The following is an 18702-nucleotide window of genomic DNA, read 5'->3' as shown; positions in this document are numbered from 1 at the left end:
CTCTCAGGCCGCGAGATCGGCCATGGTGCGGTCGTACTGAGCCAGGAGCCGGCGCAGTTGAATCCTGGCGCGCGAGACCCGCGACATCACGGTGCCGATCGGGATGCTCATCAGCGCGGCGGTTTCGGCATAGGTGTATCCCTCGATGTCGGCGTAGTAGATGACCATCCGGAAACCCTCGGACAGCGCCTCCATGGCCGCCCGAATTTCGTTGTCCGGTAAGGCACCGAGAACCTCGGCCTCCGCCGACAGCAGACCGGCGCAGGCGTGCGACCCGGACTCGGCGATGGCCTGGTCGGTGATCTCGCCCGACAGCAGTTCCGCGGGGCGGCGTTCCCTCCAGCGGTAGGCGTTGACCCACTGGTTGTGCATGATCCGGTACAGCCAGGCCTTCAGGTTGGTGCCGTCGGTGAAGGTGTGGAAGCCGGTGTAGGCGTGCAGCATCGTTTCCTGCAGCAGATCCTCGGCGTCGGCGTCGTTGCGGGTCAGCGCCCGTGCCTTTCGGGACAGCTGGTCAACGTGCTGCCACATATCGGCGACGAAGCGCGCCTTGGCTTCGCTGTCGTGTTCGGTGTCGCCGGGGACGGCGGCGATGGTCATGATCAGTCCTCCCAGGTGATGTTTCAGGGAGCCCGTCGTGGGCTGCTGATATCAGACTGGTCGGAGAGGCCGGTGAGGGGACCCTTGCCCGTACGTGGTCACGAGTCCGTAGTGCGTAGTCCGCGGGCGGGCCCCGTAGTCAGCCCTGGATCAGCCGGACCACGTGGCAGTGCGGAGCTGACGGCGCGAGGTGATGCCGAGCTTGACGAAGACCTTCCGCAGATGCCACTCGACGGTGTGCGTGCTGATGAACAGCTGCGCGCCGATCTCCTGATTGGTCAGCCCGTCGGCGGCCAGCCGGGCGATCTGTGACTCCTGCGCCGTCAGCTGATTCCCGGAGCTCACGGTCTTCTTCCGCACCTTTTCACCCGTGGCGATCAGCTCGCGGCGCGCCCGGTCGGCGAACGCCTGCGCGCCCATGGTGCTCCACATCTCGTGCGCCTCGCTCAGATGCGTGCGGGCGTCGTTGCGGCGGTTGACCCGGCGTAACCACTCGCCGTAGGTCAGGTGGGTGCGCGCGATCTGCGGCGGGATGTCGGCGCGCTGGAGACGCTCGAGGGCTTCGACGAACAAGGCGTCGGCGTCCTCATTGGACGCCAGCAAGGCCTGCGCACTCGCCACGGCACCCAGCCCCCAGTCGGTACCGCTGGCGCCGGCGCGCTGCTGAAGATGCTGCAGGGCCGGCCCGGCGGCATCGAGGTCACCGAGGTGGGCCGCCGCCTCGATGAGTTCGTAGAGGCACCAGCTGAAGAAACCGAGATCCTCGTATTCGCAGCACTCGCGCGCTGCGGCCAGGGCCTCGTCATAACGACCCAGACCGTTGAACAACACCGCCGCGGTGTAGCGGGTGAGGCCGAACAACCGGCCCTCCCCTCGGGCCTTGGCGTCCGCTGCCGCCGCCTCGATGACCGCGGCCGCGTCGACGGGGTCTCCACGCCAGGCCGCCAACGTCAACGAGTGATACTTCACCGGACTGTTGCCCGTCGACGCGGTGATGGTGTTGGCCTCGTCGATCAGCGTTGCGGCCGTGGCCAATTCACCGGTGTAGACGTGCACCCCCGCGCGGTACGCCAGCGCCGGCGGAAGGACCGCCAGCGCCCCGGTGTCACGGGCCCGGCGCACCATCTCGGTAGCGATCTGCTGAAGGACCGCGTCGTCCCACATCTCGTGCGCGGCGGACTCCTGCGCAATCGGGAACGGCCAGTGCACCACCGGACCATCGCTGTGCACCTGGGTGTTCCACAGTTCCAACGCCACCCGCAGATGCTCCGAACCCGCACCCGGGCCGTCGAGGAGACGGCTGGTCAGACCGCTCAGCAGGAAGTCGATCGGACGGCGCAACTCCGCAACCCCCCTGACCGCGGCGCGGCCCGCTTCGGCGATCTCACCCAACCGGGCCGGATCCCCCAGGCGACCCGCATACATGGCGGCGGTGAGCGCCTCGACGTAGGTATCGCGGGCCAGCTCGTCATCGAGGGTCTCCAGGCCCTGGGCAGCCCGAAACAGTTGCGCGGCAGCATCGATGGTGCGGGGCGCGCCGGCGACCCCGCTGCGGCTGCTGACGAACTCCATCTGTGCGCGCATCCGGAAGACCTGCGCCTGCTGCACTTTCGACAGGGGCGCCAGTTCGGCGATCGCGAGCAGTTCGTAGGCGGCCTCGGGTGACGCCGCCTCTCGTTTCGCGTGCGCCGCGGCGATGGCCCGGGACCCACGCAAGCCCGGATCCGCGGTCAAGACGGTGGCGCGTTCCAGAAAGGCGGCCGCGGCCGCCACCCCGCCCCTGCGGAACGCCCGGGCAGCCGAATCCTCCAGCTCGGCGGCCACCGCGTCGTCCGGGCCGGCCGCGGCGCTGGCGGCGTGCCAGGCCCGGCGATCCGGATCGGTCTCCGGATCCGTCACGTCGGCCAGAACCCGGTGGATCTCCCGACGTTCGCTCAGCGCGGCGGCCCGGTAGGCCGCCGAGCGCATCAGCGGATGCCGGAACCGCACCCGGGTCCCGAAGTCGAGGACGCCGCCCTCCTCCGCGGGGGCGAGGGCGGCAACCGGAATGCCGAGTCGGGCGGCAACACGCAGGAACAGCGCGCCATCACCGAGCGGTTCGGCCGCCGCAGCCACCAGCAACGTGCGGGTGGCGGCCGGCAACGCCTCGATGCGCCGCACGAAACTCTCCTCGACCTGCCCCGTCGACGGGCGCGCTCCGGTGGGCCAGAAGCCACCGGCGAGTTCGGCTGCCGAGACGTTGCGGGGTACCTCGAGCAGTGCGAGCGGGTTGCCTCGGGTCTCGGCGATGATGCGATCACGCACCCCTGGGTCGATACCGCCGACGATCACCGAGTCCAGCAGCTCACGGGCGTCGCCGTCGGGCAGTCCGCCCAGGGTGATCTCCGGCAGACCCGACAACACTTGCGCCCCGTGATCGCGAGCCGCGAACAGCAACGCGACCGGCTCGGCCAGCAGACGCCGCGCAACAAAACCCAGCGTCTGCAGCGACACCTGATCGAGCCACTGGGCGTCGTCGATCACGCACAGCAGGGGCCGTTCCTCTGCGCCGGCGGACAGCAGACTCAGCACGGCCAGCCCCACCAGGAACCGGTCGGGGGCCGGCCCGACGTCGAGACCGAACGCCACGGCGAGCGCCTGCCGTTGTGGAACCGGCAGCGCGTCAAGGTGTCTCATCAGCGGCGCGCACAGTTGCTGCAATCCGGCGAAGGCCAGCTCCATATCGGATTCCACTCCGGCCACCTGCAGGCAGCGCAGACCGGTCGCCAGCTCACCGGTGTAATCGAGCAGCGCGGTTTTCCCGGCGCCGGCCTCGCCGCGCAGCACCAGCACACCAGAGGTGCCCGACCGGGTGGTGGAGATCAGCTCCTGCAGTGCCGCACATTCGGCGGTGCGACCACGTAATGATCGCCCAGGGTCCTCGCCCGACATTGCACCACCGCGTCTGTGTCCAGTGAACCTCAACGGCTTTCGCCGGCCCCGCGGGCGGTCCGATCGCACCGAATTTTAGCTGGCCCAGGATACGGTGCGCAGTTGCCGACGCGAGCTGATCCCGAGTTTGACGAACACCTTGCGCAGGTGCCAGTCCACGGTGTGCGCGCTGATGAACAGCTGCGCCCCGATCTCGGGATTGGTCAGGCCGTCTGCCGCCAGCCGGGCGATCTGCGCCTCTTGCGCGGTCAGTTCGTCGCCGGTACCGATGGGCTGTTTGCGGACCTTCTCCCCCGCGGCGAGCAGCGCACGCCGCGCGCGGTCGGCGAACGCCTGCGCGCCCATCCGGCTGAATGTCTCATGGGCTCCGGTCAACTCCCGACGCGCCTCACCACGCCTGTCGACTCGCAGCAGCCACTCGCCGTAGTTCAGCCGGGTTCGGGCCAGATGACTGACGACGCGGGTGCGCGCCAGCCGTTCGTGGGCCTCGACGAACAGCACCTCCGCGCGGTCGCGCTCACCCAGGAGGGCGGCCAGCTGCGCCCGCGCCCCGGCGAGTCCACCCAGGCCCCAGTCGGTTCCGCTGGCACCGGCGCGATCTTCGAGCCGGCGCACGGCGTCGGTGGCCGACACCTTGTCCCCGGTCTGCACGGCCGCTTCCACCAGTTCGAGCAGCGCCCACCCGTAGAAGCCGAGATCCTCGTACCCGCAGGCGTCCCGCGCACATGCCGCGGCTTCTTCGAAGCGACCGAGCCCGTTGTAGAGGACAGCGCCGGCGTAACCGGTGAAACTCAGCAGGCGGCCCTCCCCGCGGGCCGCCCCGTCCGCAGCGGCCGCCTCGATTCTGGTGGTGGCCTCGGCCGGGTCGCCGCGCCAGGCCGCCAGTAGCAGCGCGTAGTAGCGCACCGGGCCGTGGCTGCCCGTGGCTTCGGTGATCGACGACGCTTCCTCGATGAGCGTTGCCGCAGAGCTGAATTCACCCGCCAACAGGTGATCGCCGGCGCGGTACATCAATGCCTGCGGCAGGCCGGCCAGCACCCCTGCGCTGCGCGCCTGACGCACTACGGCAGCAGACAGCGCAGCCACGATGGTGTCGTCCCACAGTTCGTGTGCCGCGGACTCCTGCACAACCGGGAATGCCGGCACCATCCACCGCCGCACCTGCATCTCGTCCACCCGCGCCAGCTCCACCATGGCCGCCAGTGCGACGCGAAGCGGACCGGAGCCGGCCGGTACGCCGCCGGTGATGCGTTCGAGCATCCCCTCGAGCAGCAAGTCCACCGAACGCGGCCGCTCCGGTGCCCGCCGGACCGCCGATCGCGCCGCTGCGGCGGCCTGTTCCAGCGCACCCGCGGCGCCGAGGCGGCCGGCGTACATGAGTGCCGCAAATGCCTCCATATACGTCTCGTGGGCGGCGAAGTCGTCGAGGTGCTCGAGAAGACCGGCTGCGGCCAGAAGCGCGGACGCGGTGCCTCCGACCGGCCGGGCCCCGGTTTCGCCGGCCCGGCTGCGGACGAACTCCATCTGCGCGCGCAGTCTTGCTGCCCGCGCACGTTCGAGGTCGGACAGGGGTGCCTTTTCGGCGACTCCGAGAAGTTCGTAGGCGGCGGCCGGCGCTGCCGCGTCTCGTTTGGCCAGTGCTGCCGCCAGCGCCCGGCTGCCCCGCAGGGCCGGATCTGCCGTGAGGACCGTCGCGCGCTCCAAAAACGCTGCGGCAGCCGCGATCCCACCGCGACTCTGTGCCCGCCCGGCGGAGGCCTCGAGCTCCTCGGCCACCGATTCGTCGGCGCCGGCCGCGGCATTGGCCGCATGCCAGGCTCGGCGGTCAGGGTCCGCCTCAGCGTCGGTGGCCTCGGCGAGCGCCCGGTGGACGGTGCGCCGGTCGGTGAGATCGGCGGCGCGGTAGGCCGCCGAGCGCATGAGCGGGTGATAGAAGCGCATGCGGGTGCCGAACTCGATGACGCCCGCGGCCTCGGCGGGGGCCAGGGCGTCCACCGCGATACCGAGCCGGGCCGCCGCACGCAGGAACAGCGCAGCGTCGCCCACGGGTTCGGCCGCCGCGACGAGCAGCAGCATCCGGGTGGCGTCGGGCAGAGCCTGGATCCGGCGCACGAAGCTCTCTTCGATGCGCCCCGGCGAGTTCTGAGCGCCGGCATTCCAGAATCCGCCTGCCAGTTCCGAAGCCGAGACCGTGCGCGGCGCTTCGAGCAGGGCCAGAGGGTTGCCGCGGGTCTCGGCGACCACACGGTCGCGGACACCCGGGTCGATACCGCCGACCATCACCGTTTCCAACAGCTCGCGGGCCTCGGCGTCGGGTAGCCCCGTCACCCGCAGTTCGGGAAGGCCGGCCAGCACATCGGTCCCGGTGTCGCGCACTCCGAAGACCAGCGCCACCTGCTCGGCCATCAGTCGGCGGGCCACGAAACCCAACGTCTGCACCGACACTTGGTCGAGCCACTGCGCGTCGTCGATGACACACAACAGCGGCTGCTCGGCTGCGGCGGCGGCCAGCAGGCTCAGCACCGCCAGCCCGACCAGGAACCGGTCGGGTGTGGGCCCGACGCCTTGGCCGAATGCCACCCGCAGGGCTTCGTGTTGCGGTGGCGGCAGCTCGTCCAGGTGAGCCAGCAGTGGCGCGCACAGCTGTTGCAGGCCGGCGTAGGCGAGTTCCATATCGGATTCCACGCCGGATACCGCAATGATGCGGAAGGCCGAGGCCGTCTCGGTGACGTGGGCCAGCAGTGCGGATTTTCCGACACCGGCTTCGCCGCGGAGCACCAACACCTGAGACCGGCCGCCGCGCACCGAGGAGACCAGCCGCCGTAAGGTGTCGATTTCGGCGGCGCGGCCGTGCAGAGACCGTTTCCGCCTCACGCTCGACATCACCGCTCCACCGTGTCCGATCGTTTCCGGGTAGCCGGTCCGGCCCGCATGGATGGTAGCGCGGTCGCAGTCGTCTGCTCTGCCGTCCCACGGCGGTCCGGCCGTGAGAAACGAGCCGGCCGGACCGTTGCGGGCGCTTCAACTTGTGGCGGCGGCCTCGAGGATCCAGTCCTCGAACCGGATGTCGAACAGCGTCGCCCCCTCACCGGGAACCAGGGTGCGCTCGTCGATGGCAACCCCCCAGTAGCGCGCCTGCGGATCGGCTACCACGTCACGATTGTCGCCGCGCGCGGTGAGTGCCGTGCGGATCAAGTCCGGCAACCGGAACTGTTCTGGCCCACCGACTTCGGCGATGCCGTTGACGGGATTGCCGACAGCGGCGATGGCGACGGCCTCGGCGACATCGGTGGTGGCCATCGGCTGGATGAGCGCGGCAGGCAGCCGCACCGTCCCGTCGACGGTGGCCGAATCCGCGATCACGGTCAAGAATTCGAAGAACTGGGTGGCCCGCACGATCGTGTAGGGCACCGGACCGTCGGCGATCAGCGCCTCCTGCGCCAGTTTGGCTCGGAAATAACCACTTTCGCGAGCAAGCAGCTCGGTGCCGACCACTGACAACGCGACGTGATGCTTGACCCCGGCGTTGACTTCCCCGGCCAGGAGGTTGGTTGTCGAGGTGTGGAAGAACTCCTGTGCGTCGGCTTCTTCGAAGGACGGTGAGTTGGTGACGTCGACCACCACATCGGCGCCGGCCAGCACATCGGCCAGCCCTTCGCCGGTGAGGGCGTTGACGCCGGTGGACGGCGCGGCGGCGACGGCGACGTGACCGTGTTCGGTCAAGCCCTGCACCACCTTGGATCCGATCCGGCCGGTTCCGCCGATGACGACGATTTTCATGATGGGCTCTCCTGTTCGCATACCGGAGGCCGTGTGCTCACTGCCTCTGAACGCCGAAACGGATGACTGGTCGGCGATTCATCCCGGTGGCGGAAATCGCGTCCGGGGATGACCCTCGTGCCGGGCGCGGCTTCTGGCCGATGCCAGGAGATGACCACACAGGGAAACTGTACGGTCGCGCTGCGCTCGTCACCGGCGGTTCGCGATCTGACCGGTGAGCATCTCGATGAGTCCGAGCGGTGCGCGGTCCCCGAAGCAGGCATCGATTGTCTGCTGGGCGTCGGCGGCCTCGGCCTCGCTGCGCTCGAACATCGCCGATTCGTACGCGGCGAAGGCGGTATCGATGTCGTCGGGGTTCGCGGCGATCGCCTGTCCCAGTTCGGCGCCGTCGAGCATCGCCAGGTTGGCCCCTCGCCGGCCGGTGGCATCAGGTGCGCCGCGTCGCCCACCAGCGTCACCCCCGGCGTCCCGACCCACGGGTAGCCGTCTGGGCAGGCGTAGATCCTGCGCGTCACCGGCGCAGTGTCACTGTCAGTGATGAGCGCGGTGAGCTCCGGGGCCCAGCCCTGGAATTCGTCTGCGACGGATGCGATGTCGAAGTCCTCCGGACAGTTCAACTGCACGTAGGTGTGCACCACGTTGCCCGCCTCGCGGTGGGCGACGATGCCTCGTCCCGGCGTGAGTGCGTACATGGCCCCGGCGCCGACCGCACGCGCCGCCGCGGGGTGGCGCACGTCGACGTCGTACAGGTAGGTCTCGACGAACGTGGTGCCGACGTACTGCGGAGTCGCGCGGGTCAGCAGCGGGCGCACCCGCGACCAGGCGCCGTCGGCGCCCACCAGACTGGCGCTGCGCTCTGACGAACCGTCTGCGAAGGTCAGCTCGTACTGCCCGCCGCCGAGGGTCGTCACCCGGGTGAGCTTCTTGCCCCACTGCACCGTGCCTGCCGGTAGCGAGTCGAGCAGGATGTCCCGCAGATCGCCGCGGAGCACTTCCGGACGCCGCCCGGTTCCGTCATCCGGTTCCTCGAGCAGCGTATTACCGCGTGGGTCCAGGACCCGGGTTGCCTCGGCGCCCTGGTGGATGATGGCTCGAAACTGTTGTGTGAGACCGGCCGCCGCCAGCGCGACCTGGCCGTTGTGCTGGTGGATATCGAGTTGCCCACCTTGGGTGCGCGCCTGTGGCGAAGCGTCCGCGTCGTAGACGGTGCACGAGATGCCGCCAAGGTGGAGAACGCGTGCCAGAGTGAGGCCGGCCAGGCCGGCACCCACGATCGTCACTTTCGTTGCCATGGCGCACCCTTTCTCTGGAACGGCGTTCCAGACACCGATCTTGGAACAATGTTCCAGTCGTGTCAAGATGAACCCATGGCCAAGGCGCCGCTCACCAAGGACCGCATCATCGCCGCGGCGATCGACATCCTCGACACCGAGGGAGAATCCGCCCTGACGTTCCGCGCGCTCGCCGCTCGCCTGGCGACCGGCAGCGGGGCGCTCTATTGGCACGTGGCCAACAAGGACGAACTCCTGGCAGCGGCCACGGAGGCCGTCATCGCCGGCGACGTCCCCGGCGATCCGGAGCCGCGGGCGAGAATCCGGGCAATCGCCTCTGGGGTGTTCGATGCGATCGACGCGCACCCGTGGGTGGGCACTCAGCTTTCACGCGAACCCTGGCAGCCCGCGATCGTATGGATTTTCGAAGGTATCGGTTCCCAGCTCGAGTCGCTCGGCGTTCCGCAACGCGCACAATTCGATTCAGCGTCGGCGCTGCTGAGTTACATCATGGGCCTGGCGGCACAATACGCCGCAGGCGCAAGGCTTCTCATCGGTGTCACCGATCGGTCGACGTTCCTGGCCACCCTTGCCGCACAATGGGCCGAACGCGACCCCGACGAGTATCCATTCGTGCACCGGGTCTCAGCGCAGCTGCGGGAGCACGACGACCGCGAGCAGTTCCTGGCCGGCATAGAGCTCATTCTCGACGGGATCGCGCAGGTACGGTGACGCGGATGACGAACTTCGACAGCAGCACGGGAACCCTGCACGTGCTGACCGGCGTCGACGGCGTGGCCGCCCGAATGGGCCACCGCCTGACCCTCGCGATCGAGTCCTGGCGCGCCTCGGTGGACTGGGACGGCGAAATGCCGTCGACACTCGGCCTGACCGCCGACGTGGGTTCCCTGACGGTGGAAAGCGGCGAAGGTGGGGTCACACCGCTGACTCCCCCGGAACGCGTCGTCGCGCGGTCGAATGCGCTCAAAACGTTGTCCGCGAACCGCTTTCCGACCGTTCGGTTCACCTCCACCGCGATCGAACCGACCGACCCCGGATACCGGATCACCGGCGAATTGGAGATCCGCGGCCGGCGCCGCGAGCACGTCGTGGACGTCGAAGTGGACGGCTGTGAGGTGTCGAGCCGCTCGCAGGTGCGTCAGTCCGACTTCGGGGTCAAGCCGTATTCGATGATGATGGGCTCACTGCGGGTGGCCGACCTGGTGACGGTGGTGTTCAACGCTTCTGCCACAGACAATCCCCACTGAGGGTGATGTTGAAAACCACTGGCAGCACCTCGAAGTCGAGTCTCTGCCCGGGCTCGCCCGTGGTGATCTGCTCGGGGCCGACCTCGCCGGCGGCCACCACCGAAGCCTGGCGCACGCCGCACGCCGCGGCGGCATCCAGCGGCGTCGCGGTCCATGCGCCGGACATGATCTCGGGATTGCGCAGCCCCTGGCCGTGCAGAGTGATACCGGCCTGGTCGCTGACCCAGGTGCCGCTGTTCGGATAGGGCCCGGAATACGGCGTCCAGGTACCACCGGAACAGGTCAGCACCGTCCGATCGGGCAGCTTGGTCAACGCCTCCGGGGCCGGGCACGCGCTGCCGGGCTGCGGCGCCGCCGAGGCCACCGGCGCCACCGTCAACGCCGCCACCGTGACTGCCACTGCTGCCACACGCTTCATGTCGTTCCTATCGTCGCGTCGCGGCGCGGCGTTACACGCGGCTCAGGTCGGTCCGCATCAACGCCACGTTGTACTCGTTCCACTGCGACAGATTCCAGTACAGCATCTGCGGATCCTCGGCCGTGCCGTCCTCTTTCTTGAGCAACGTCGAACCCGACCACGGGTGGATCATCGGCGCGTAGAGCCCCGGGTATTGCGACGACGTGACCATCGTCTTCGGCGTCGACCAGCTGCCTTGCGGTGTCGACGAGGTGCGCATCACCACGTTGTCACCGCTGTCGGTGTAGAGCATCACGTACTTCTTCAGGTAGGGGTTGTATTGCACCGACATCTCCCCGGCCGTCGGGTACGTCGTGTTCTTGATCAGGCCGAAGAAGCTGGTGGTCGTGGTGCCGGGCAGGATGGGCTTGGCCGCCGCCGGGTTGTTCTTCACCCAGCTGGTGCCGTTCCAGTACTCGTACTTGGTCTGATCCAGGATCTGCTTGTCGTTGACCCGCGACACGTAGATCGTGCCGCCACGGCCGGCGGGCGTGCCGTACGAGTACACCCAACCCGCCGCGGCATCGGCCGAGCCGGCGGGAGGTTTGACGTAGGCGCCCTGCTGAAAGTTCTGGTTGCCGTTGATGAAGGGCCGCGTTGAACGCCCACTTGCTGCGGGCCTGATGCTCGAGGCCGGCACCACGGTCCAGTTCTGGCCGTTGTCGTCGGACCAGATGATGCCCGAGTAGTTGGTGGTCCAGCGGCCCGGCGTATCCCACGACCGCACCGACATGAAGTTGACGTACTGCCGCGTCGCCCCGTTGGCGCCGGCGCCGGGCACCGCGATGGCAGCGGTCGGAATGATCGTCACCTCCGAACCGACGGCATAGCCGTACTTGCCGATGATCTCCCTCGAGAAGTTCGGGTTGGTCATCGGCGAGCCGCTGTAGGCGCCCGGATCGTGGATGATCCCATTGGGCACGTACAGGCCGTTGGCCAGCACGTTGTCGGCGCTGCGCAGCAGGACATTGTTGCGCCACACGCCGGACATCCCGGCCCCGCTGAACGTGTCGCCGAAGGCGATGAGAACCTGGCGCTGCTCGACGATGGTGGTGGCCGGGTTGTCCCTGGTGATGCCGTTGTCCCACATGACGCCGACGTCGGTGCCGGCGATGCCGAACCGCCTCACGGTGTCGTTGATGCTGCCCGCGCCGGTGAGCCAGCCGACCCGGGTGGTGACCGGGACTGTGACGGCTGCCGCGGCAACAGGGGTGGCGGTGGCCAACGTGCGCGCTTGGGTTTCCCGGCGGGCACCGAGGGTGAGCAACGTCAACAGCAGCGACGACTGCTGCGGAGCCGGCGTCCGCACCGGGGTGTCGAGGGCCACACCGGTGAGCACCTGGGGCTCGGAAAGTGTTGGTGCAGCGACTGTTTGAAGGGTGGCGGTGCGCACCTGCCCGAGCCATGGTGTGAGGACCTTGGTGTAGGTGGCCTCGATGGGCGGCGCGATCACCGGGGCGAGCTCTGGTGTGAGCTCGCGAACCGGCTCGTCCTGTTGGACAACTGTTTCCGGCTCGGGAGCGGGCGTCGTCTTTGTGACCGCAGGACGCGACCTGGTATCAGAGGAGTAGCGCGTCGCCCCGCTTGCCGCGCCGGCGTCGTCCGCGGGGGCGTCGTCCCGGGGGGCCACGTCGTCAGGGGCCTCGTTCTCAGGGGCCTCGTTCTCAGGGGCCTCGTTCTCAGGGGCCTCGTTCTCAGGGGCCTCGTTCTCAGGGGCGTCGTCCTCGGGCGCCTCGTCCTCGGGGGGCTCGTCGTCGGTGGTCTTGTCGTCGGTGGTCTCGTCCCCGGTGGTCTTGTCGTCGTCACTCGGGGTCGGCTTCGCCGTGGATTCCGAGGACCCTCGCGCCTCCGCGCGTTTGTTCTTCGTCGAGTAATCCGACGTTCGTGTGGTGGTGGTGTCCGAATCGGTGTCCGTGGTGTCGGCGGCTGCTACCCCCGCGCCCGTGACCACCGCCAGCCCGACTCCCAGTGCGACGGCCAGCCCGCCCACCCGACCGATGTGTACCGCTGCGCGCATGACTCCCCCTCGAAGGAACGCCCCGTCAGTGACCAATGACTCTCGGATCGAACACCCCGGGCTTACGAAGAGAGCGGCATCAGGATGACACCAAGGACAAGATCGTGCTGGCGTTTCAGCCAACTATCGCGTCTGCGCCAATCGGCGTTACCGCACGCAGCCCGGCGATACACTTCGGCCCACAGCTCGACTCCGGGAGGCGACGCTGATGACGTGGACGCGGTTGCGCGTACGGATGCTGACCACCGCAGCGTGTGCGGCGGTGCTGGTGGCCAACCCGACCGCTGCCGCGGAGCCGTCATCGGCACTGCAGCCCATCGACCCCGCGCGTCTGCAGGCTGTCGTCGAGACCGCCGCCCGCGAGATGCTGATTCCGGGTGCGCTGGTGTTGGTGCAGACACCGCAGGGCTCCTACACCGCGGCCGCGGGCACCACCGAGTTGGGCGTCGCGGCGCCACCGCAGACCACCACACACTTCCGGATCGCCTCGAACACCAAGACCATGACGGCGGCCGTGATCCTGTTGCTGGCCCAGGACGGCAAGCTGGCGCTCGGCGACCCGGTGTCGGCGTATGTGCCGGGGGTTCCCAACGGTGAGAACATCACGTTGCAGCAGCTGCTGACCATGCGCAGCGGTCTGTACGGCTACACCAACGCCCCTGACCTGGCGGCAGCGCTCGATGCCGACCCGGCGAAAGTGTGGACCCCGCAGGAGATTTTGGTTCTCGGCTACGCCCACCCACCGTTGTTCCCCCCGGGTGCGCGGTACGACTACAGCAACACCAACTACGCGTTGCTGGGGCTGGTGGCCGAAAAGGCCGGCGGGCAGCCCCTGTCGGCGCAGTTCCAGCAGCGACTGTTCGACCCGCTCGGTCTTCGGCAGACACTGCTGCCGGCCCCCACCGACACCGGAATGCCGGCGCCCTACTCGCACGGCTATATGTACGGCGGTTCCTCCTATGCGTTGGTGGACGCCGACTATCCCGCTGATGTGCAGGCTGCCGCGCACGCCGGGACGCTGCGACCGGTCGACTACACCCACCAGAACCCGTCGTATGCCACCGCCGCGGGTGGGGCCATCGCGACCGCGGAGGATCTGGCTGTGTGGATCCGGGAGCTGGTGTCCGGCGGGGTGTTCGGACCGCAGTCACAACAGCAGTGGCTCGACAGCCTGCTACCCGAGGACCCTGACGCCGTGGGCGGGCAACAGTACGGGTACGGCATCACCTACCAGCAATTCGGACCGCAGGCGGGAATGTACTACCACGGCGGCGAGCTACCCGGCTTCAACTCGTTCATGGGCCACGACCCGAACAACGATGTGACGCTGGTGATCTGGACCAACCTGACCCTGTCCCCCGACGGCCGGACCACCGCCAACGCGTTGCTGCCCGAGGTCTTGCGGCAGATCTACACCGAACTGGATTTCTGACCGTAGACGGGATGGCCGTCCGCGCCGATGGTGTAGCGCTCGGTTCCCTGTTGTACGCGAGGCGCGTCGGCGCCGAACGCCACCGCAATCTTGTTGCACGCATTGCGCATCACGTCCGGGGTCAATTCGTCGGCTTCGTCGTCGCGGAAATGAGCGCGCACTGCGTCGGCCGTCTGCTCGGGAATGTGTGCCGGCGTCCAGATCAGGGCATCGACGTAACGAAGGGCTGCTTTGTGCCTGTCGGTCAACAGGTTCGACGTTTCGTAGTGCGCGATGTCGTCGTACAGGGGTTCGGATCCGCCGCCCTCGAGTGCGTCGCCGTCGCGCAGGGACCGGCACAGCCGGCAATTGTGTTGGGCAGCGCCTCGCAACCGCACGATCTCCGTCGTCACGGGATCAAGCGCGCGCATCCGCGCCACCGTCGGCGCGAAGTGGTTCAGCAGCAGGTCACCGGGATCGGTATCGCGATCCCATTCCGTGCTGCCCACGGTGGAGTCCAGCCTCAGCGCCGCCTTGGCACGGAGCACCCGGGGCACGTAGTCGGCGATGAAGATCAGCGCCACCACGGCGAATGCCGCGTCACCGGTGGCCGCCAGGAACGCTGACCGCTGTTCGGGGGTGAGTGCGGCGACGTCGGTACTGAACTGCTCGGCGAATGCCAGCACATCGGGATGCGCTTCCGGCTCGGCATCCGCGGGTAGCGGCGTCAGGCCCAGCGTGGACGCGCAGGTCTGGCGCACCGCGGCGTTGACATGAGCAAGCCCGGCGGGCGACAGTGCCGTGAGACGAGTGAGCACGCCTCACACACTGCCTCCGACCGGGCTGCTGTGTCAGTGTTTTGGGTCGGGTTACGGGGCCGGGACGGTCACACAGACGTCGCCGACGCAGCCGCCGCCGCCTTCGGGACCGCCGCTGCCGCCGCCGACACCGGGAATGGTGCCGCCGCCGCCCTCAGGACCACCGCCGCCCGTGGGGCCACCGGGGATGCTGCCGCCGCCGCCCTCAGGACCACCGCCGCCGGTCGGGCCACCCGGCACGCTGCCGCCGCCACCCTCAGGACCACCGCCGCCGGTCGGGCCACCCGGGACGCTGCCGGCGCCGCCGGTGGGTTCGCCGGTGCCCGCAGGTGCCTCGGTGCCTGTGGTGGCGGGTGCAGTCGTGGTGGGCGTCGTGGTGGTGGTGGTGGTGGTTTCGCTGGTGGTCTCGGTGGTTTCGCTGGTGGTGGTCTCCTCGCCGGAGTCGCTGCCTCCGCAGCCGACCAGCAGCGTCATGGCCGCTGCGCCGGTGAACAGGGCAAAGCCCGTCCTCACACGTGTATTCATCGGTCCCTCCCTGGACTCTGGTGAAGTCGGGGATACCCGATGCGCCAGGCAGGAAACGCGCCGAGCGCTCGCCTTTGTACAGATTCTGCGGCGTGTTGGCGTACAGACACGCGCGCTCGGCGTTACTGGGCTTGGCTGACCGAGGACATGTGGAAATCGGGGATGCGCAGGCTCGGCATGGTGGCGCGGGTGGCCCAATCGCCCCATTCACGCGGCAGCGTCGGCTCGGCCACCCCGGCCTCGGTGGCACGGCGCAGCAGATCAAGCGGACTCTCGTTGAAGCGGAAGTTGTTCACCGCGGCCGTGATCTCGCCGTCCTCGACCAGATACACACCGTCACGGGTGAGTCCGGTCAGCAACAGGGTGGTGGGGTCGACCTCGCGCATGTACCAGAAGGTGGTCAGGAGCAACCCGCGTTCGGTGGAGGCCACCAGGTCGGCCAGCTCGGCCGACCCGCCGGTCATCATCATGTTCGTCGCGGGAACGGCCACCGGGGCGTCGAATTCGGCGGCAGCGGCCCGTGGATAAGCCAGTGCGTTGATCACACCGTCCCGGATCCAGTCCACCCGCGGGATCACCAGACCGTTGTCGAACACCGACATCCGTTCCGACGAGCTGCCGGTGTGCACGAACGGCGCGCATTCCTGGCCCGGCTCGACGGGATCGGAGTACAGCGTCAACGGCAGGTCGGTGAGCCGCTCCCCCACCCGGGTGCCACCGCCGGGCGCCGACAGCGCGGTGCGGCCCTCCTGGGCGCCGCGGCCATCCATCGACCAGCCCAGGTAGATCATCATGTCGGCCACCGTCGACGGCGGCATGATGGTCTCGTACCGCCCGGCGGGCAGTTCGACTGTGCGGGAAGCCCATCCGAGCCGCATCGACAGGTCTTCGAGTAGCTGATCGGTGGGCACGTCGACGAACCATGGCGTGCTGACTCCCGCCCAGGCGCTGGCGCCGCCTCGTTTGGCGTTGATCTCGACCGTGCCGGTGGGCTGGGTGAAGCGGCGCCGCACACCGGTGGAGGTGGCCAGCCACGTCGTCGACACGATGTGATGGGCGAACCCGTAGAGCTGATCAGCACCGGCAAACCCGGCCGCCAACGAGCGGGCCACCGAACCGAACACCTCGGCACCGGTTCCCGGCGACGGGTGGTCCCAGTCCTCGGGCGTCGATGTGTCGGTCAGCAGCGGGAAGCCGTCGCGCGCCTCGGGGGCCGAGCGCGCCGCCAGCTGCGCCGCGGTGACCAGCACCGGAATGGTCTCGGGGTCCACGTCGCTGGACTGCACCGAACCGACGTGTGCGGTATCGCCTTGGCGGACAATGGAAATGACGGTGGTGTCGCGACTGATGGACACACCGTTGGTGGTCATCGAGTTGCCGGCCCAGCGCAGTGAGGCATCGGTGGTGTCGGTGACGAGCACGATCGTCTCGTCGGAGCCGCTGCCCTGGCTGGCGGCGGCCAGGGCGATCTCGACCACCATGGGTGCGGGAATCATCAGCGCCCTCCCTCTACTCGGGTGTTGAGCACGTTCACGCCACGGAACAATGCCGACGGGCAACCATGGCTGACGGCGGCGACCTGACCGGGCTGCGCCTTGCCGCAGTTGAACGCACCGCCGAGCACCCAGGTCGAGGGACCGCCCACGGCTTCCATCGAGTTCCAGAAATCGGTGGTGGTGGCCTGGTAGGCGACATCGCGCAGTTGACCATCGAGTCTGCCGTCGCGGATCCGGTAGAAGCGCTGGCCGGTGAACTGGAAGTTGTAGCGCTGCATGTCGATTGACCAGGACTTGTCCCCGACGATGTAGATGCCGTCGGACACCCGGGAGATCAGGTCGGCCGTCGAGATGTCGTCGGCGGCCGGCTGCAGCGACACGTTGGCCATCCGCTGGATCGGCACGTGGTGCGGGGAATCGGCATACGAGCAGCCGTTGGAACGCAACTGCCCGAGCCGCGGCGCGAACACCCGGTCCAGCTGGTAGCCCACGAAGATGCCGTCGCGCACCAGGTCCCAGCTCTGCGCCTGCACCCCCTCGTCGTCATAGCCGATGCTGGCCAGGCCGTGCTCGACGGTGCGGTCGGCCGTCACGTTCATCACCGGCGAGCCGTACCGCATGGTTCCGAGCTTGTCCGGGGTGGCGAACGAGGTACCGGCGTAGGCGGCCTCGTAGCCGATGGCCCGGTCGTATTCGGTTGCGTGGCCGATGGATTCGTGAATCGTCAGCCACAGGTTCGACGGGTCGATCACCAGGTCGGTCGGGCCGGGCGTCACCGACGGCGCCTTGACCTTCTCGGCCAGCAGCGTCGGCAGCTGCGCGAGTTCGTCGGTCCAGTTCCACACGTCGTCGCCGGAGAGCACCTCCCAACCGCGCCCGTACGGCGGAGCCAGGGTGCCCATCGACTCGAACGAGCCCACCGATGCGTCCACCGCGGTGGCCTCGAACATCGGCATCACCCGCACCCGCTGCTGGGTGATCGACGAGCCGAACGTGTCGGCGTAGAAGGTCTGCTCCTTGGCCGCACTGACCCCGGCCGACACGTGATCCACTCCATCGGCGGCGAACAGCCGGCCCGAATAGTCGCTCAGAAGCGCGATCTTGTCCGGGGTGGGCACGTCGAACGGATCCACGCGATAGCTCGACACCCAGGTGGCGTCGACGTAGACGGGTTCGGCCGCCAATTCGATGCGCTCGGCGTTCAACGGTTCCAGCGCGGTGGCCACCGACACGGCCCGGCGGGCGGTGTCGGCGGCGATATCCGTGGACAGTTCGGCGTGGGAGGCGAAACCCCAGGTGCCGTTGACGATCACCCGGACCGCCAGACCGATCTCCCGGGTCTCCACCGAGCTTTCCAGCTCACCGTCGCGCAGTTGGATGTGTTCGTTGGTGATGCGGTGAATCCGCAGGTCAGCGTAGCTGGCACCGGCTTCGACGGCCGCACTGAGGGCGGCGTCGGCAAGCGCCTGGCGGGGCAGGGCCAGGAAATCGGGGTCTACGGAGCGAGCACTCACGGGTTCCCACGGTAGCGGCCCGGGTTTCTCCGACACCCCCACGGGCGCGGATACTGGACATCGATGGAAAAGGAACGGGCACCCGTCATGAGCGCGCTGACCCCCGGGCTGCGCGACGAGATCGAGCGACTACTGCACGCCAGCGATCCCAGCTTCAACCACGGCGAGGTGCTGCGCAGCATCGAGCAGGGTTCGACGTTGGAGCAGATCGCGGCGAAGCATCGCAAGAACGCCGCCGACGTCGAGGCGTACATGAAGAGCCTGCAGCACCTGCTGGTCGGCACCATCCCGGCCAGCCGCGCCGCGGCCGCCACCAACGCCGCGGCCTACCGGGAGCTGCTGAGCCGGGAGGTGTCGCCGGCGCTGCGTAGCTACGCAGAGGAGCGCCTGCAGCGGCTCCTGGCGATCAACCCCGACGCCACCCGAGCGGCGCCGGCGCCCAGCCGGCCGCGGGCCGCCAAGCCGAAACAGTCCACCAAACCGACGCGCACCCCGGTTCCCGAGCCGACCCGGGACAAGATGTGCCCAGAGTGCTTCCAGGTGCACGCCGGGGAGTGTTACTAGGCCGCGGTTTCCGGCGTGAGCTGACGGGCACGTAAGTCCGGCCGGTGGAG

General features: G+C 68.7%; 15 protein-coding genes. 4 read left to right on the top strand and 11 right to left on the bottom strand.

Annotated features, from left to right (window positions below; translation table 11 throughout):
• Positions 1 to 3: 3 nt before the first annotated feature.
• The 5 genes from AC3A6P_RS01020 to AC3A6P_RS01000 all read right to left on the bottom strand — a co-directional run bounded on the left by AC3A6P_RS01020 (position 4) and on the right by AC3A6P_RS01000 (position 8603).
• Complete coding sequence (locus tag AC3A6P_RS01020) at positions 4 to 600, bottom strand: sigma-70 family RNA polymerase sigma factor (RefSeq protein ID WP_487687245.1); 597 nt, start codon at positions 598 to 600, stop codon at positions 4 to 6.
• Between the two features lie 150 nt (positions 601 to 750).
• Positions 751 to 3531: a helix-turn-helix transcriptional regulator gene (locus AC3A6P_RS01015; RefSeq protein ID WP_487687242.1), complete on the bottom strand. Its 2781-nt coding sequence runs from the start codon at positions 3529 to 3531 to the stop codon at positions 751 to 753.
• 75 nt (positions 3532 to 3606) lie between these two features.
• Positions 3607 to 6414 carry a helix-turn-helix transcriptional regulator gene (locus AC3A6P_RS01010; protein WP_487687239.1) on the bottom strand — a complete coding sequence of 936 codons (2808 nt, stop codon included), beginning with the start codon at positions 6412 to 6414 and terminating at the stop codon, positions 3607 to 3609.
• A 138-nt stretch (positions 6415 to 6552) separates the two neighbouring features.
• Positions 6553 to 7311: an SDR family oxidoreductase gene (locus AC3A6P_RS01005; RefSeq protein WP_487687237.1), complete on the bottom strand. Its 759-nt coding sequence runs from the start codon at positions 7309 to 7311 to the stop codon at positions 6553 to 6555.
• Positions 7308 to 8603, bottom strand: coding sequence for an FAD-dependent oxidoreductase (locus AC3A6P_RS01000; RefSeq protein WP_487687234.1), 1296 nt, complete (start codon positions 8601 to 8603; stop codon positions 7308 to 7310). Before AC3A6P_RS01000 ends, AC3A6P_RS01005 begins: the two co-directional genes overlap by 4 nt.
• A 75-nt stretch (positions 8604 to 8678) precedes the next feature.
• On the opposite strand from AC3A6P_RS01000, the gene AC3A6P_RS00995 reads away from it, so the two are divergent.
• Together AC3A6P_RS00995 and AC3A6P_RS00990 are read left to right on the top strand one after the other, a co-directional pair.
• Positions 8679 to 9314 (top strand): TetR/AcrR family transcriptional regulator, encoded by a 636-nt coding sequence (locus AC3A6P_RS00995; protein WP_487687232.1) that lies wholly within the window; start codon positions 8679 to 8681, stop codon positions 9312 to 9314.
• 5 nt (positions 9315 to 9319) lie between these two features.
• The gene (locus tag AC3A6P_RS00990; RefSeq protein ID WP_487687229.1) at positions 9320 to 9850 is read left to right on the top strand and encodes a YceI family protein; all 531 of its coding nucleotides are present in this window, start codon (positions 9320 to 9322) and stop codon (positions 9848 to 9850) included.
• Here the strand turns inward: AC3A6P_RS00990 and AC3A6P_RS00985 are convergent.
• Together AC3A6P_RS00985 and AC3A6P_RS00980 are read right to left on the bottom strand one after the other, a co-directional pair.
• Positions 9819 to 10268, bottom strand: coding sequence for a hypothetical protein (locus tag AC3A6P_RS00985; RefSeq protein WP_487687226.1), 450 nt, complete (start codon positions 10266 to 10268; stop codon positions 9819 to 9821). The genes AC3A6P_RS00990 and AC3A6P_RS00985 overlap by 32 nt on opposite strands.
• A gap of 31 nt (positions 10269 to 10299) precedes the next feature.
• Positions 10300 to 12324 (bottom strand): glycoside hydrolase family 183 protein, encoded by a 2025-nt coding sequence (locus AC3A6P_RS00980; protein WP_487687223.1) that lies wholly within the window; start codon positions 12322 to 12324, stop codon positions 10300 to 10302.
• Between the two features lie 235 nt (positions 12325 to 12559).
• Here AC3A6P_RS00980 and AC3A6P_RS00975 point away from each other — a divergent pair, with 235 nt between their 5' ends.
• Positions 12560 to 13756, top strand: a complete 1197-nt coding sequence (locus AC3A6P_RS00975; protein ID WP_487688101.1) for a serine hydrolase domain-containing protein — start codon at positions 12560 to 12562, stop codon at positions 13754 to 13756.
• Here the strand turns inward: AC3A6P_RS00975 and AC3A6P_RS00970 are convergent.
• The 4 genes from AC3A6P_RS00970 to AC3A6P_RS00955 all read right to left on the bottom strand — a co-directional run bounded on the left by AC3A6P_RS00970 (position 13735) and on the right by AC3A6P_RS00955 (position 18088).
• Positions 13735 to 14553 carry a carboxymuconolactone decarboxylase family protein gene (locus AC3A6P_RS00970; RefSeq protein WP_487687221.1) on the bottom strand — a complete coding sequence of 273 codons (819 nt, stop codon included), beginning with the start codon at positions 14551 to 14553 and terminating at the stop codon, positions 13735 to 13737. The genes AC3A6P_RS00975 and AC3A6P_RS00970 overlap by 22 nt on opposite strands.
• Positions 14554 to 14604: 51 nt before the next feature.
• Positions 14605 to 15078 carry a hypothetical protein gene (locus AC3A6P_RS00965; protein WP_487687218.1) on the bottom strand — a complete coding sequence of 158 codons (474 nt, stop codon included), beginning with the start codon at positions 15076 to 15078 and terminating at the stop codon, positions 14605 to 14607.
• 122 nt (positions 15079 to 15200) lie between these two features.
• Positions 15201 to 16574, bottom strand: coding sequence for a metallopeptidase TldD-related protein (locus tag AC3A6P_RS00960; RefSeq protein ID WP_487687216.1), 1374 nt, complete (start codon positions 16572 to 16574; stop codon positions 15201 to 15203).
• The gene (locus AC3A6P_RS00955) at positions 16574 to 18088 is read right to left on the bottom strand and encodes a TldD/PmbA family protein (RefSeq protein ID WP_487687213.1); all 1515 of its coding nucleotides are present in this window, start codon (positions 18086 to 18088) and stop codon (positions 16574 to 16576) included. Before AC3A6P_RS00955 ends, AC3A6P_RS00960 begins: the two co-directional genes overlap by 1 nt.
• Before the next feature lie 87 nt (positions 18089 to 18175).
• On the opposite strand from AC3A6P_RS00955, the gene AC3A6P_RS00950 reads away from it, so the two are divergent.
• A complete protein-coding gene (locus AC3A6P_RS00950) occupies positions 18176 to 18652 on the top strand; it encodes a hypothetical protein (RefSeq protein ID WP_487687211.1) in 477 nt (158 codons plus the stop codon).
• The last annotated feature ends 50 nt before the right edge of the window (positions 18653 to 18702 follow it).

The sequence above is a fragment of the Mycobacterium sp. Soil_C_30 genome (genome assembly GCF_057656995.1).
Note: the sequence above shows the minus strand (reverse complement) of the source record. Positions and strands in the feature narration are given on the sequence as shown.